14 protein-coding genes and 1 pseudogene are annotated in these 13,478 nt (G+C 67.0%); 8 read left to right on the top strand and 7 right to left on the bottom strand.

The features are described 5' to 3' along the window. Positions 1–278: 278 nt before the first annotated feature. From L1066_RS29120 to mce, 3 genes are all read right to left on the bottom strand, one after another. Positions 279–911, bottom strand: coding sequence for a zinc-binding dehydrogenase (locus tag L1066_RS29120; protein WP_235735886.1), 633 nt, complete (start codon positions 909–911; stop codon positions 279–281). A 40-nt stretch (positions 912–951) separates the two neighbouring features. Then, positions 952–1,617, bottom strand: coding sequence for an alcohol dehydrogenase catalytic domain-containing protein (locus L1066_RS29115; protein ID WP_235735827.1), 666 nt, complete (start codon positions 1,615–1,617; stop codon positions 952–954). Positions 1,618–1,764: 147 nt separating this feature from the next. Next, positions 1,765–2,217, bottom strand: coding sequence for a methylmalonyl-CoA epimerase (mce, locus tag L1066_RS07870; protein ID WP_235735826.1), 453 nt, complete (start codon positions 2,215–2,217; stop codon positions 1,765–1,767). 124 nt (positions 2,218–2,341) lie between these two features. Here mce and L1066_RS07865 point away from each other — a divergent pair, with 124 nt between their 5' ends. From L1066_RS07865 to L1066_RS07840, 6 genes and pseudogenes are all read left to right on the top strand, one after another. Beyond that, a complete protein-coding gene (locus L1066_RS07865; protein ID WP_235735825.1) occupies positions 2,342–3,529 on the top strand; it encodes an acetyl-CoA C-acetyltransferase in 1,188 nt (395 codons plus the stop codon). Beyond that, positions 3,498–4,438, top strand: a pseudogene (meaB, locus tag L1066_RS28505) (methylmalonyl Co-A mutase-associated GTPase MeaB). The gene L1066_RS07865 and the pseudogene meaB overlap by 32 nt, the downstream one beginning before the upstream one ends. Before the next feature lie 196 nt (positions 4,439–4,634). Further along, on the top strand, positions 4,635–4,805 hold the full coding sequence (locus L1066_RS07855; RefSeq protein ID WP_235735824.1) for a hypothetical protein: 171 nt from the start codon (positions 4,635–4,637) through the stop codon (positions 4,803–4,805). Positions 4,806–4,812: 7 nt separating this feature from the next. Continuing rightward, positions 4,813–5,334, top strand: a complete 522-nt coding sequence (locus L1066_RS07850; RefSeq protein ID WP_235735823.1) for a PH domain-containing protein — start codon at positions 4,813–4,815, stop codon at positions 5,332–5,334. Then, positions 5,334–5,822 (top strand): MarR family winged helix-turn-helix transcriptional regulator, encoded by a 489-nt coding sequence (locus L1066_RS07845; RefSeq protein ID WP_235735822.1) that lies wholly within the window; start codon positions 5,334–5,336, stop codon positions 5,820–5,822. Before L1066_RS07850 ends, L1066_RS07845 begins: the two co-directional genes overlap by 1 nt. A 498-nt stretch (positions 5,823–6,320) precedes the next feature. Next, complete coding sequence (locus L1066_RS07840; protein ID WP_235735821.1) at positions 6,321–7,202, top strand: hypothetical protein; 882 nt, start codon at positions 6,321–6,323, stop codon at positions 7,200–7,202. A gap of 513 nt (positions 7,203–7,715) precedes the next feature. Here L1066_RS07840 and L1066_RS07835 read toward each other — a convergent pair. The 3 genes from L1066_RS07835 to L1066_RS07825 form a co-directional block, all read right to left on the bottom strand. After that, on the bottom strand, positions 7,716–8,345 hold the full coding sequence (locus tag L1066_RS07835; protein WP_235735820.1) for an HNH endonuclease signature motif containing protein: 630 nt from the start codon (positions 8,343–8,345) through the stop codon (positions 7,716–7,718). Next, a complete protein-coding gene (locus tag L1066_RS07830; protein WP_235735819.1) occupies positions 8,312–9,259 on the bottom strand; it encodes a hypothetical protein in 948 nt (315 codons plus the stop codon). Before L1066_RS07830 ends, L1066_RS07835 begins: the two co-directional genes overlap by 34 nt. A gap of 380 nt (positions 9,260–9,639) precedes the next feature. Further along, positions 9,640–10,419 carry an alpha/beta fold hydrolase gene (locus L1066_RS07825; protein WP_235735818.1) on the bottom strand — a complete coding sequence of 260 codons (780 nt, stop codon included), beginning with the start codon at positions 10,417–10,419 and terminating at the stop codon, positions 9,640–9,642. A 204-nt stretch (positions 10,420–10,623) separates the two neighbouring features. Here L1066_RS07825 and L1066_RS07820 point away from each other — a divergent pair, with 204 nt between their 5' ends. Together L1066_RS07820 and L1066_RS07815 are read left to right on the top strand one after the other, a co-directional pair. Further along, positions 10,624–11,418 carry a purine-nucleoside phosphorylase gene (locus L1066_RS07820; protein ID WP_235735817.1) on the top strand — a complete coding sequence of 265 codons (795 nt, stop codon included), beginning with the start codon at positions 10,624–10,626 and terminating at the stop codon, positions 11,416–11,418. 2 nt (positions 11,419–11,420) lie between these two features. Beyond that, positions 11,421–11,984, top strand: coding sequence for a TetR/AcrR family transcriptional regulator (locus L1066_RS07815; protein WP_235735816.1), 564 nt, complete (start codon positions 11,421–11,423; stop codon positions 11,982–11,984). A gap of 112 nt (positions 11,985–12,096) precedes the next feature. Here the strand turns inward: L1066_RS07815 and L1066_RS07810 are convergent, their stop codons facing one another. After that, positions 12,097–13,476, bottom strand: a complete 1,380-nt coding sequence (locus L1066_RS07810; protein WP_235735815.1) for a hypothetical protein — start codon at positions 13,474–13,476, stop codon at positions 12,097–12,099. Between the last annotated feature and the right edge of the window lie 2 nt (positions 13,477–13,478).

Raw genomic sequence — 13,478 nt, 5'->3', positions numbered from 1 at the left:
TGGGACTTCACGGCAGGAATCACCTGGGTCGCATCATCGGCGTTCGGGGCCTTCGAGCCCTTTCCCTCGTCGTCGAAGATGGACAGACCTTCGTCACTCATCAGCGCTGCTTCCTTCGTGTCTTCGCCAAGATTGTGCGGACCGGCACCCAGTGTTGCCGATACCCGGTGATCATCCCATCCGAACCACCGCAGGTCGGCAGGAGTTCGCAGGTGTCGTCACGATCTGATGCAGAACGCCCCGGCCCACGTCGGTGGGCCGGGGCGTTGCACCGCAGGTCAGACGCCGCGGAAGCGGTTGATCTCCGTGAGGTGCTTGTCGCGGAGCTCGGTGTTGCGCACGCCCATGCCCTCCTCGGGGGCGAGCGCGAGCACGCCCACCTTGCCCTGGTGCTTGTTGTGGTGCACGTCGAGCGCCGCCTGGCCGACGTCATCGAGCGAATAGACCCGTGACACCGTCGGGTGGATCTTGGCCTGGGAGATGAGTCGATTGGCCTCCCACGACTCGCGGTAGTTGGCGAAGTGGCTCGAGATGATCTTCTTGAGGTTCATCCACAGATACCGGTTGTCGTACTCGTGCATGTAGCCCGAGGTCGAGGCGCACGTGGTGATGGTGCCGCCCTTGCGGGTGACGAAGACCGAGGCGCCGAAGGTCTCGCGGCCGGGGTGCTCGAAGACGATGTCGATGTCCTCGCCACCGGTGAGCTCGCGAATGGCCTTGCCCAGGCGCAGCCACTCCTTGGGGTTCTGCTTGGTGTTCTCCTCGTTCCAGAACTTGAAGTCCATCTCGGAGCGGTTGATGATCATCTCCGCTCCCATGGAGCGACAGATGTCGGCCTTCTCCTCGTTGGAGACGACGCAGACCGGGTTGGCGCCGCCATTGAGGGCGTACTGGGTGGCGAAGCCACCCAGCCCACCGGAGGCCCCCAGATCAGCACGTTGTCGCCCTGCTTCATGTTGCCGCCGTTGGCCGACACCAGCTGGCGGTACGCCGTCGAGTTGACCAGGCCGGGGAGGCGGCTTCCTCCCAGGTGAGGTGCTCCGGCTTGGGCATGAGCTGGTTGGCCTTGACCATGGCGACCTCGGCGAGACCGCCGAAGTTGGTCTCGAATCCCCAGATGCGCTGCGACGGGTCGAGCATCGTGTCGTTGTGGCCGTCGGGTGCCTCGAGCTCGACCGAGAGGCAGTGCGCCACGACGCGGTCGCCGGGCTTCCACTTGTTGACGCCGGGACCGGTCGCCAGGACGACGCCGGAGAGATCGGAGCCCACGACGTGGTAGGGCAGGTCGTGGCGCTTGCCGAGATCGGACTCGCGGCCGTAGCGCTCGAGGAAGCCGAAGGTGGAGACGGGCTCGAAGATCGAGGTCCACACGGTGTTGTAGTTGATGGCGGAGGCCATCACCGCCACGAACGCCTCACCCGGGCCGAGCTCGGGCAGCGCCACCTCGTCGATGTGGAGCGACTTGCGCGGATCCTTCTCCTTGGAAGGTACGCCCTCGAACATCTCGACCTCGTCCTTGCGGATCAGTGCCGCGCGGTAGGACTCGGGGAGCGCGAGATTGGCGAAGTCCTGGTGGGTCGCGTCTTCGGCGTTGATGGCGTCGAGAATGTGCTGCACGGCGGATCCTCCTGGGGCAGGGGCGGCAGTGTTAACGGTTGGTAACCGCAGAATCTAGTCGTAGCTGGGCCGTCGTGGGAGTGAGCCGCGTCACCCTGGGCGCGGAGGCGGGTGACGCGACTCGACGCGACTGGCGTTTGACGTGGCTCAGTGGCTGCTGTCGGCTGCCGGCTCGACGAGCTCCACGAGCACGCCACCGGCGTCCTTGGGGTGCACGAAGTTGATCCGGGAGTTGGCGGTGCCGCGGCGAGGCTCGTCGTACAGCAGGCGCAGGCCGCGTTCGCGCAGGACCGCCGAGACCTGGTCGAGGTCGGTGACCCGGTAGGCGAGCTGCTGCAGGCCGGGACCACTGCGGTCGAGGAACTTGGCGATCGTGGACTCCGGCGTCAGCGGGGCCAGCAACTGGATGCAGGCATCGGTGTCGCCGACGCCCACCATGGCCTCCCGCACGCCCTGGGCCTCGTTGACCTCTTCGTGGCGGACGGTCATGGAGAACTTGTCACGGTAGAAGGCGATCGCCTCGTCGAGGTCGGGGACGGCGATGCCGACATGGTCGATCGCGATGAAGAGATGGTCGGGCACGGAAAGCGGGGCAGTCATGGGGAGCATCGTCGTCCAACGGATGCGCCCCTGCCAACCAGTGTGATCTGATCAACATCCACGCGATGGGTGAACAATGGGTAACCTCGCTCGCGTCAACCCATCTGCTCCTCCAGGAGGAACCATGTCCGGATCCGTCATCGTCGCCGGCGCACGTACCCCCGTAGGCCGACTGCTCGGAGGGCTGAAGGACCTTTCGGCTGCTGACCTCGGTGGTGTCGCCATCAAGGGCGCGCTCGACAAGGCCGGTGTCGCCGGTGACCAGGTCGACTACGTGATCATGGGTCACGTGATCCAGGCTGGTGCCGGGCAGATCACCGCTCGCCAGGCAGCGGTCAAGGGCGGCATCCCGATGGATGTGCCCTCGCTGACCATCAACAAGGTCTGCCTCTCCGGGATCAATGCCATCGCTCTCGCCGACCAGCTGATCCGGGCCGGCGAGCACGAGATCGTCGTCGCCGGAGGCATGGAGTCGATGACCCTTGCCCCGCACCTGCTGCCCAAGTCGCGCAGTGGCTTCAAGTACGGCGACACGACGCTCGTGGACTCGATGGCCTACGACGCCCTCTACGACCAGTTCACCGACCAGGCCATGGGCAACCTGACCGAGCAGCGCAATGTCTCGGGCGGCAACCTCACTCGTGAGGAGCAGGACGCGTTCTCGGCCCGCAGCCACCAGCGTGCCGCTGCCGCGCAGAAGAACGGTGTCTTCGACGACGAGATCGTGCCGGTCACCATCTCCTCTCGCCGTGGCGACGTGGTCGTCTCCGTCGACGAGGGCGTGCGCGCCGACACCACCGCGGAGTCACTCGCCGGCCTTCGTCCCGCCTTCTCGAAGGACGGCACCGTCACCGCCGGATCCTCCTCGCAGATCTCCGACGGTGCCTGCGCCGTCGTCGTGATGAGCAAGGCCAAGGCCGAGGAGCTCGGCCTCGAGTGGCTCGCCGAGATCGGTGCCTCGGGCCAGGTCGCCGGCCCGGACTCCACGCTGCAGCTGCAGCCGGCCAACGCCATCAAGAAGGCCGTCGAGAAGGAGGGCATCGCCGTCTCCGACATCGATCTCTTCGAGCTCAATGAAGCCTTTGCGGCGGTCGGCATCGAGTCGGCCCGCGACCTCGGGATCGACGACGACAAGGTCAACGTCAACGGCGGTGCCATTGCGATCGGTCACCCCGTGGGGATGTCCGGCGCCCGGATCGTGCTGCACCTCGCGCTGGAGCTCAAGCGCCGTGGCGGCGGCACCGGCGCTGCTGCGCTCTGTGGCGGCGGTGGCCAGGGCGATGCCCTCATCGTCCGGGTCCCCAAGGCCTGAGGCCACGTCGGCTGACGTGACACACAGCAACCCGACGACCGGGGACCGGGGGCGCCGCGGGGCGCCGTCGGTCCCCGAACTCGTCGAGAAGGCGCGCGCCGGCGATCCGCGCTCGGTCGGACGACTCATCACGCTGGTCGAGGATGCCTCGCCCCTGCTGCGTGAGGTGATGACCCTGCTTGCCCCGATGGCCGGGAACGCTCGGGTCATCGGCATCACCGGTGCTCCCGGCGTCGGCAAGTCGACGTCGACCAGCGCGCTCGTGGCAGAGCTGCGCAAGCGGGACCTGCGGGTCGGCGTACTCGCGGTGGATCCGTCGTCCCCGTTCTCCGGGGTGCACTCCTGGGTGACCGGGTGCGGATGTCGGAGCACGCCACCGACCCCGGAGTCTTCATTCGGTCGATGGCCTCACGCGGCCACTTGGGTGGCCTGTCGTGGGCGACGCCGCAGGCGGTCCGGGTGCTCGACGCAGCCGGGTTCGACGTGGTCGTGGTCGAGACGGTCGGTGTCGGTCAGAGCGAGGTCGAGATCGCCGGGCTCGCTGACACCACCGTGATCTTGTTGGCACCCGGCATGGGCGACGGCATCCAAGCGGCCAAGGCAGGCATTCTCGAGGTCGGTGACGTGTACGTGGTCAACAAGGCCGACCGTGACGGTGCCAACCGGGTTCGTCGGGAGCTGCGCAACGCTCTCGCCCTCTCCGAGCGTCGCGAGGAGTCGTGGCAGCGCCCGGTGCTGATGACGACGGCGCACGACGGCGGTGGCGTGGCCGAGGTGGCGGAGACGCTGGGCGAGCACCATGAGTGGTTGGTCTCCTCGGGGAGCTCGATCAGCGCAGGCAGCGGCGGGCGGCGGAGGAGATCGAGGCAATCGCTGTCGCCGAGCTGCGCAAGGCCTGGGCGGGTCTGACGCAGGGGAGCACCCTGGCGGACCTGGCCCAGCGCGTGGCGGCAGGGGAGTGCGATCCCTACAGCGCTGCCGACGAGCTGCGCCAGCGGGTCGAACCTTCCTGATGGCGGGTGTCGGGCGCGCCTCCCGCGTCGCCGTGCGCTCGTTTGCTAGAAATGGCATCGCAATCTGCCCGACAGCAACCCGAGGAGAAGACATGGGCGCCAAGAAGGGCGTGCTCCTGGTCGTCGTGCTGTTCCTGGGCTTCTACATGTTCAAGGACCCCAGTGGACTCGCTGAGCTCTCCGGCCGGGCATTCGATGGCGGTTGGGGCATGACCACTCAGTTCTTCGACGCCACGATCCGCTTCATCAACGAGCTGTTCTAGGCACGGGATGGGCCTCCTCAAGTCCCTGTCCGACCCCAACATCCGCAAGCACCTGTTGCGAGATGAGGGAGAGGTCATCGTCGACGAGGTACTGCACCACTGGATCGTCTACGTGGTACCCGTGATCGAGGTCGTCGCGGCGGTTGCCCTGCTGCTGTGGGTCCCCTTCGCCGACATCTCCTTCGCCTGGCTGCCGATGCTGGTGGCGGGAGCCCTGCTCTGTCATGCGGGCTGGAAGGCGTTGGCCGCGCACCGCGACCGTTTCGTGATCACCAACATGCGCGTCTTCCGGGTGCACGGGGTCCTCTCGCAGCAGCACGCGACGATGCCGTTGAGCCGGATCCTCGACATCACGGTCGTGCGCCCGTTGCAGGGCCGAATCCTCGGTTTCGGGCACTTCGTCTTCGAATCCGCAGCCCAGGAACAGGGCCTGCGTGACATCAGGTACGTCGCCCGCCCCGGTGAGCGTGACCTGGCCATCCAGCGCGTGGTGCAGCGTTCCGGACTGCGCGGACCCAAGGTGAACTGATGACTCTGCCGTTCGACCCGATCGACGAGGCGGCCCGCCAATGGGGGCTGCGTTGGAAGGGCGTGCCCGCGATGCACGCCGTCACGTCCCTGATGCGCGTGCAGCAGCTGGTGCAAGCGCGCCTCGACGCGACCCTCAAGCCCCACGGGCTCACCTTCGCCCGCTATGAGGCGCTGGTGCTGCTGTGCTTCACCCGGCAGGGCTCCTTGCCGTTGGGAAAGATGGGGGAGCGACTGCAGGTGCACCCCACCTCGGTCACCTCGATCGTCAGCCGACTCGTCGAACAGGGCCATGTGGTCCGGGTGCCGCACCCCGAGGACGGCCGTGCCGTGCTGGCCGAGATCACCGACAGCGGCCGGGCGGTCGTCGAGGCGGCCACCCGGGATCTGGTCGCTTCGGGGTTCGCGCTCAATGCTCTCGACGCCGAGCAGCTCGAGGAGCTCTCTGAACTGCTGCGGCCCGTCCGGCGCGAAGCGGGCGACTTCTGAGCGCCCTCGATCGGGCCGACCCGGTTGCGTCGGGCGTCTGGTGGGTAGGGTGCTGGCCGTGTTGGGCCTGAGGACTCTCCGTGGGCGACGATCGCTTCCTGCCGCGGTTGCCGCCGTCGCACTGTTGAGCGCGCTGCTGCCCAGCGGCTTCGCCGCCGCAGACGAGGTTGACGACGTGCTGGGCAGCGCTCCGCGCCTGGACATCTCGAAGAACGCCGACGATCCCGTCACGCTCCAACCCGGGCTGTGGAGCGACGTACTGGAACCCGCTCCGAGCAACGCGCACCAGTTCGTCTATCGACGCAGCGTCAACCAGAGCACGGTGCACATCGCCGTGATCGGGTTGCTCGGCCGTGGGGACGGTGTGGAGGTCAAGACGAGTGCAGGTCGGGTCGCCGATTGCGGCAGTACCACCGTCGAGGGGGACAGCTGGGCTGGCTGGGAGCACGTACCTGTCGGCAGCCGCGTCACCGTGGCCAAGGCGGACACCAGCGACGAGTGCATGCTCGAAGCCGTGCCGTTGCAGATCCAGGTGCAGCGTCAGTCTTCGTCGACGGTGGGGAGGAGCTGCCCATCCGCATCAAGGTCGTGGAGGAGGCGCCGCTGCGCAACCCCACGGACGCGAAGGAGGGCGGCCGGTTGCCGGAGTCCCCGGGCTCCAACGAGTTGCTCGTGCTGCCCGATCCTGGCGACCCCGAGGAGGTCGAGCCCGGTCGTGGTTTCGATGACGCGCGTGAGCTCGGCTCCGGCACGGTGAGTGCGACGCTGGGAGCCGGAGAGATGCACTTCTACCGGGCTCCCGTCGAGTGGGGGCAGACCATCGCTGCACGGGTCGACGTCGAGCCGCTCGAGCCCGGCGACTCCGAGAACATCCCGTGGGACGGCCCCGAGCTCAAGGTGGCAGTCGCCGACCCGTTGCGCAACACCATCTCGTCGAACCTCGACGGGATCGACGACGACGTCACCACGGAGTTCGACCAACCCGAAGAGACGGTCGAGCCGGTGACGGCCACCACCGGTCTGGGGCCGGTCACCTGGCGGGACCGGGTCTCCAATCGCTCGGCCTATCTGTCGGGTGACCACTGGATCATCGTCAGTGCCAAGGACGAGGAGGACGAGGCACGCCGCGTGCCGGTGTCCTACACGCTCACGATCGAGGTGCAGGGGGAGAAGGTCGAGGCCCCGGAGTATTCAGGGCAATCAGCCGGCTTCCTCATCGGACCTGACACCTGGTCGAGCTCAGCCTCGGGTCACACGGCGCCGCTCGATGGCGACGAGACCTGGTTGACCGGCCGCCGCGGCGCCGGGATGGGCCTCGTGGCCGGGGGACTGGTGTGCCTCGCGCTCGGTGTGTGGCAGGTACGCCGCCCACGCTCCTGACCGGACTCTCCGCCGGCCGCTCGAGCCCGCGCCCCCGTTGGTCGAGCCCTACGTCGTTGGTCGATCCCCTACGTCGTTGGTCGAGCTTGTCGAGACCATGTGCGCCCGTTGGTCGACCTGTCCGCCGTTGGTCGAGCCTGTCGAGATCGCCGCGCCCCCGTTGGTCGAGCCCTACGTCTTTGGTCGATCCCCTACGTCGTTGGTCGAGCTTGTCGAGACCAGCTCTGACCCCGCGGGGCAAGGTCTCGACAGGCTCGACCACCGGGATCCTGTTCTCGAGCCCATGGCATCCCCGCTGGTCGCGTCCGTGCGTCGGTGGTCGAGCTTGCCGAGACCATTGCCGCACCCGCCGATAGAGCCCGTACGCCGCTGCTCGAGACTCTCGCTCCGGTGGTCGAGCTTGTCGAGACGTCTCCCAGGCTGGTGGCGTGCCTGTGCCCCGGGAGAGCGTGTGTTCTCCCGGGGATCGGGCTGTGGTGCTGTTCGGCAGGCGCTGCTTGTGACCGGTGAGGCTCAGCCGGGCTGGCTGGTGTCGGTGGTGCCGTGGGTGCCTTGGGGTGTGGCCAGCCAGGTCCTGCCGTGCTGGCTGGTCCAGATATAGGTTCCGTCCCTGGTCCGTCGGTAGCGCCACCTGCCGTGGGTCTTCATCAGGTGGTGACGTCGACACAACGGCGCCAGGTTCTCCGGCCGGGTTTGCCCAGGTGGACCACCCTCACCAGGTGGAAGGTACGGGTCGATGTGGTCGAGGTCGGCGTCCCAGCTGGAGCGTTCACAGTTGGGATACACACAGTGTGGGTCACGGAGTCGGACGAGGGTGTCCATCCATTCGGGTGGATCGTGACGATCCACCGCATCGGTGCGGTTCAGGTCGACGACTGGGGTGATGGTCGCGAGGGAACCGTGGCGGGTGATCCAGTCGCGTAGCTGGGTGGTGAGGACCTGCCCCAACCGGTCGGTGGAGGCGATCCCGTCGCCGTCCAACCCCAACTCGTGGGGGTCGAGGCCCAACGCGAACAGGTCCGCAAGGTTCACGTGGGCCATCACCCGCAACCCACGACGGCGTCCGAACGGCCCCGGTGTCGTCACCAACCGACCCGGCTTCACCCCGATCACCAGCTCGCCCAGCACCGGGTTGCCCAGCACCGGCTCGCCACCCGCCGCCGCAACGGCGGAAGAGGTGCCGGTACCGGTGCTGCTGCCGGTGCCGCTCTCGCTGTCGCCGATACCCGCGTCGATACCGATGTCGGTGCTGTCGGTGCTGCTGTCGTCGTCGGTGATGGGTGGTGTAGGTCGAGTGCGGGTTGTTCGTTGTCGTCGGTGAGCCGCCCGATCGCCTTCGCACGCCGCTGGTTCACGTCGTCGGTGTCACCGAGACGCCGCATCGTCTCGGCCTCGGCTGACAACAAGTCCATGAATCGGGTGAGGTCCAACGAGTCACCAACGGCCTGCAGCTCGGAGGTGCCAGCAATACCGCCGGCTCCTTCTTCGTGTCCGGCTTGGGGGTGGTGCAGCCACACACCCCAATCCGCCTTCCCCTTCGGCGTGGTGGGGTCCTTCACCAGTTCGGGGTGGAACTTCGCGATCGCCATCGCCAACCACTTCTCGATCGTCGGCCACCCGGTGAGGCCGGTGGCGGCGAGGTGGTCGTCGAACCATCGTGCCGCCTCGTAGGACAGTTTCCTGGTGAGGAGTGCGACACGGCGGGCGTTCCACCCCGGAACCTCCAGGGCCTCGACCTTCGCCCACAACAGCGGGAGCCGGTGCACCAGATCCAGAGCGTCCGCGATCAACGCGAACCCAGCAGCACGCGACATCCCACCTGATGCGGCGAGCTCCTCCACCGCGAACAGGGCGACATCAGGGGTGCCGTCACCCGAGATCCTGTCTTCACAGTCGGTGGGGAACAGGGTCTCGTCACCCACCACTGCTTTCGGCTTGTCGGGTGTGGGTGGGTGCATGATCGCCCACTGATAGGCGAGGCGGAGTTTGCTGCGGATGGCTTTCAGCTCGACGATCCGGTTCTCGGCGAGGATGCCGAGCAGGCTGCCAGCCGTCAAGGTCGGTGACCTCGTAGGGCTGGTGGCGGGCGTCGATTTCGATCATGGAACCAGTCCAACATTTGGCTCCGACACAACCAGCGGTACCGGGACTCAACCTGTGGACAACCACCGGCCGCGCTGCCGGACGAGGTCTCGACCAGCTCGACCAACGGGGGTGCGGCACGGGGTCTCGACAAGCTCGACCAACGGGGTGGGCGGCAGGGTGGTCTCGACGGGCTCGACCAACGAGGTGGGCGGCAGGGTGGTCTCGACAGGCTCGACCAACGGGGCGCGAGGGTCTCGACGGGCTCGACCTCCGAGGGTGGGCGGAGCGGTCTCGACAGGCTCGACCAACGAACCGGGCTCGACCAACGTCCGTGGCGGCGCGCGGGAGAGGTTCAGGTGGCGGCGTGCGGGTTCTGGAGCACTTCGAGGTGGTCGGCCCACCAAGCAACGATGCGGTCGACGACCTGGCTGCCACCGCGGGCCCAGGCGATGTGGTCGTTGCTGTTGCCCGGACGCACGTCGTCGTTGCGGAAGTGCCACCGGGTGACCCTGTCGCCCTGGAACAGCCGCTTCGCGAACGCGTCGATCGACCCGACCGGCGCCATCACGTCGTCCTCGAGGCTGACGATCAGGGAGGGCGTCGCGACCTTGCCTGTCGCGGGATACGGCGTGCGCCCGGTGAGCACCATCCGCGCCCACTCCCGCATCAGGGTGCGTGCCCCCGGTGCTCCGAACGCCGGTTTGGGCAGGTATCCGAACACCGTGGTGAGCGCCGGGACCACCAGCGCGCCCATCAGCACCAGGTGCGGGCCGCCGTACGGATGCTGACGGTGATGTGGCAGCGAGGCGCCGACCGTGACCGCGCCGTCGACGGGGTCACGGGTCAGTTCGTGCCCAGCCACAAGTTGCCCACCAAGGCTGTGCCCGAGCAGCAGGACCGGCCGGGCGGGATCCTCCGTACGCGCCTCGGCAACAGCTGCGGCGATGTCGTCGATCTCGTCTGCGTAGGACCAGTCGTGCCCGCGCGATGCCCGCACGCCGTCAGCCTCGAAGCCGCGCCGAGGCAGGGCACGAGCCGACCAGCCCCGCGCCTCGAACTCCTCGACGAGCGGTCGGTAGTAGCCGGAGCCGATGGCCATCGCCGGCGCGATCAGGACCAGGGGTGCGGTCACGTGGTTGTCTCCTCAACTCGAGTTCTCGGGTCATGGTGGAGGAACGGCGCCCTGTCCTCAACCGTCAACAGCGCAATGTCCGGCGTACTGTCCCCCGACACCCTTCTCGTTCAGTTCGCTGCCCGACCAACCGGGTCCATGTTTCGACACCCTGCCGTGCACGAGGATCGGAGACGGGCGTCGGACTGGCATAGAGTTGGCAACGTGACCCAGACCCAGACCCTCGCTCGGGAGGCCGCTGCCCGGCTCGCTGAACTCACCGGCGTCGCGCGCCACGACATCGCGCTCGTGCTCGGCTCCGGCTGGCTGCCCGCCGTGGACGCACTGGGCGAGGCCACCGCAGAGATCGACACGACCGACCTGCCCGGATTCAGCGCAGCCGCGGTTGCCGGGCACTCCGGCAAGATCCGAAGCGTCAAGGCCGGCGACAAGCAACTCCTGGTCTTCCTCAGCCGCACCCATTTCTACGAGGGCAAGGGCGTCGATGCGGTCGTGCACCCGGTGCGTACGGCGGCCGCCGCCGGTTGCGGGGCCATCGTATTGACGAATGGCTGTGGCGGCCTGCGCGAGGGGTGGCAACCCGGTCAGCCGGTGCTGATCAGCGACCACATCAACCTGACGGCCACCTCCCCCATCGTCGGCGCCAACTTCGTGGATCTCACCGACCTCTACAGCCCGCGCTTGCGCCAGTTGTGCAGGGAGATCGACCCGAGCCTCGACGAGGGCGTCTACGTCCAGTTCCCCGGGCCCCACTACGAGACCCCGGCCGAGATCAAGATGGTCCGTGCGATCGGTGGCGACCTGGTCGGCATGAGCACCACCCTCGAGGCGATCGCCGCCCGTGAGGCGGGGCTGGAGATCCTCGGCATCAGCCTGGTCACCAACTTGGCTGCGGGGCTGAGCGGTCAGCCGCTCAACCACGAGGAGGTCCTCGAAGCCGGCCGCGCTGCGGCGAGCCGCATGGGCGGCCTGCTCAGCCAGATCGTCGGGAAGATCTGACCTTGCCCAAGATCACCGGCAACTCGCTCGACGAGCATCGGGAACTGATCCGTCAGTCCGTCTTCGAGGCCCTCACTGCCCTTCTCGAGGAGAAGAGCTTCGACGCGATCACGATGGCCCAGCTGGCCGCCAAGGCCGGCATGGGCCGCACTGCGATCTATCACCACTTCCCCGACAAGGAAGCCGTGGTCGTCGCCTTCGCCTCGCACGAGACCGATCAATACCTGGACCGCCTGCGCGAGGTGCTCGCCACCTCCGACTCCCCCATCGACCGCCTGCGGATCTATGTCGACTACCACTTGGTCGCCGGAGAGCAGTTCCACATGGGTCTGGGGATGCAGTTCTACGGGATGCTCTCCGAGGACTCGCGGATGGCCATCCGCGAGCACGTGCTCGACGTCGAACGGGTGCTGCGCGAGCTCCTCGAGGCGGGCATGCAGTCCGGCGACTTCGTCGTCGACGACCTCTCCGCCACCATGTCGCTCATCCACGCGTGCCTGAGCCCCCGCCACCTCGACCCCAAGGTCATCGAGGCGTTCGTCCTCCGCGCCCTCGGCGTGCGCTGACCGCCCGCCGCGACCCGTCCGGCACGGGTACGCCGCCACGACAGCAACGAGCCCCCGTCACCACATCGCTGTGGTGACGGGGGCTCGCTGATTGTCGGTCAGTGACGAGAAGTCACTTCTTGACCTTGACCTTGAAGTTGGCCTTCGCCTTCTTGAACGTCTTGTCGGCGCCGTAGTTCACGACGACCTTCCACTGTCCCTTGGCCAGCTTGGGCAGCTTCACCTTGACCTGGCCCTTCTTATTGAGCGTGGCCTTGACCTTCTTGGTCTGCTTGCCCTTCTTGAGCTTGACGTTCACCTTGCCCGTGGCGGTCGCAGACTGATTGATCGCCTTGTTGGACTTGACCACGACAACGAGTGCGCTCTTCTTCTTCGAAGTGGGCTTCTTCTTCCACTTCTTGTTGATCTTCGTCGGAGCCTTCGCCAAGCCGCCGACCTTCACAGGAGTCGCGGTGTACTGCGAGTCACCCTTCGCCGGGTTGCCGTGAGCGGTCCAGGTGTAGATGACGTAGTCGATGCCCTTGGCGAGCTGCTTCTTGTTGACGTTCACCGTTGTGCTCCAAGCACCATCGGTGAACCCGGCCGGCGAGACATGGGCAGATCCAAGGAAGGAAGCCATACCGCTGGCCTGGTCGTCGGAGTCGACCTTGAAAATGTTGCGCTCGTTGCTGAGCCCCACGTAGACGCCTTGGGCCCCCGGCCGCGATGCGGAGTCGAAGTTCGTGCCTTCAACGGCGATTCGAACATTGTTTCCGCTGGTGGTGGCCACTGCATTCACCGTCGGCAGGAAAACTGCGGCCTCGATGTCCGCCACAGCCTTCTTCGGCTGGTTCTCGCCGCTGGCGTAGAAGTGCGCGCGTGCACCCGCAGTCAGGTTACCGAGGAAGTCGGGGTGAAAGGACTTGCCGTCGACCGGCTGGCCGGCCGAGATGCCGAGGGCTTCGGCCTCGGCGCTATCCGCAGGCAGCACTCCGTCGAAGTTCGGAGTCACGGTGAAGACGCCGTCAGACAGGGACCCACCCGTGAAGTCCGCAACCTTCACTTCGGCCGGTGACGTCGGCTCAACATCCTTCTCCCGGTTGGAGGCAGTTGCACGGATCTCGCCGGCGCCAGCCTCATCGAACACGATCGTGGGGTCCGCAACGGTGATGGCGTACTGCTCGACGCCAACAATGAAGCGGCCCGTTACAGAGCCGGAGTACTCGACCGTGGTCACACCGCCTTCGACGCTGACGTCCTCGAAGGAGTAAGCGACCTGGCCGTCGACGTACGAAGCACCATCAGAAGCAATGATCTCGTTGGCGGGCGCATAGGGCTTCGGCGAGAAGTGATCCAAGAACTGCGCGGAAATGTTCCAGTTCAGGCCGTTGACAGAGCCCTCTTCGGCTGCTTGAGCCGGCGACCCAGCGAACGCCAAGGTCGTGGCGGCAAGAGCCGCCGTGGTCAGTGCCGCTGCGGCAGGGCGCATCCGGCCTCGGGTGAGGAACAGCATGT

It is taken from the genome of Nocardioides alcanivorans, from assembly GCF_021555175.1.
In the GTDB taxonomy this organism is placed as follows: Bacteria; Actinomycetota; Actinomycetes; order Propionibacteriales; family Nocardioidaceae; genus Nocardioides; species Nocardioides alcanivorans.
Note: the sequence above shows the minus strand (reverse complement) of the source record. Positions and strands in the feature narration are given on the sequence as shown.

What these genes read in the sequence shown, in the direction of transcription:
- mce (WP_235735826.1), bottom strand. Translation starts at nt 2,217, where the DNA reads ATGACTGCCCCGCTTTCCGTGCCCGACCATCTCTTCATCGCGATCGAC.
- L1066_RS07865 (WP_235735825.1), top strand. Translation starts at nt 2,342, where the DNA reads ATGTCCGGATCCGTCATCGTCGCCGGCGCACGTACCCCCGTAGGCCGA.
- L1066_RS07855 (WP_235735824.1), top strand. Translation starts at nt 4,635, where the DNA reads ATGGGCGCCAAGAAGGGCGTGCTCCTGGTCGTCGTGCTGTTCCTGGGC.
- L1066_RS07850 (WP_235735823.1), top strand. Translation starts at nt 4,813, where the DNA reads ATGGGCCTCCTCAAGTCCCTGTCCGACCCCAACATCCGCAAGCACCTG.
- L1066_RS07845 (WP_235735822.1), top strand. Translation starts at nt 5,334, where the DNA reads ATGACTCTGCCGTTCGACCCGATCGACGAGGCGGCCCGCCAATGGGGG.
- L1066_RS07810 (WP_235735815.1), bottom strand. Translation starts at nt 13,476, where the DNA reads ATGCTGTTCCTCACCCGAGGCCGGATGCGCCCTGCCGCAGCGGCACTG.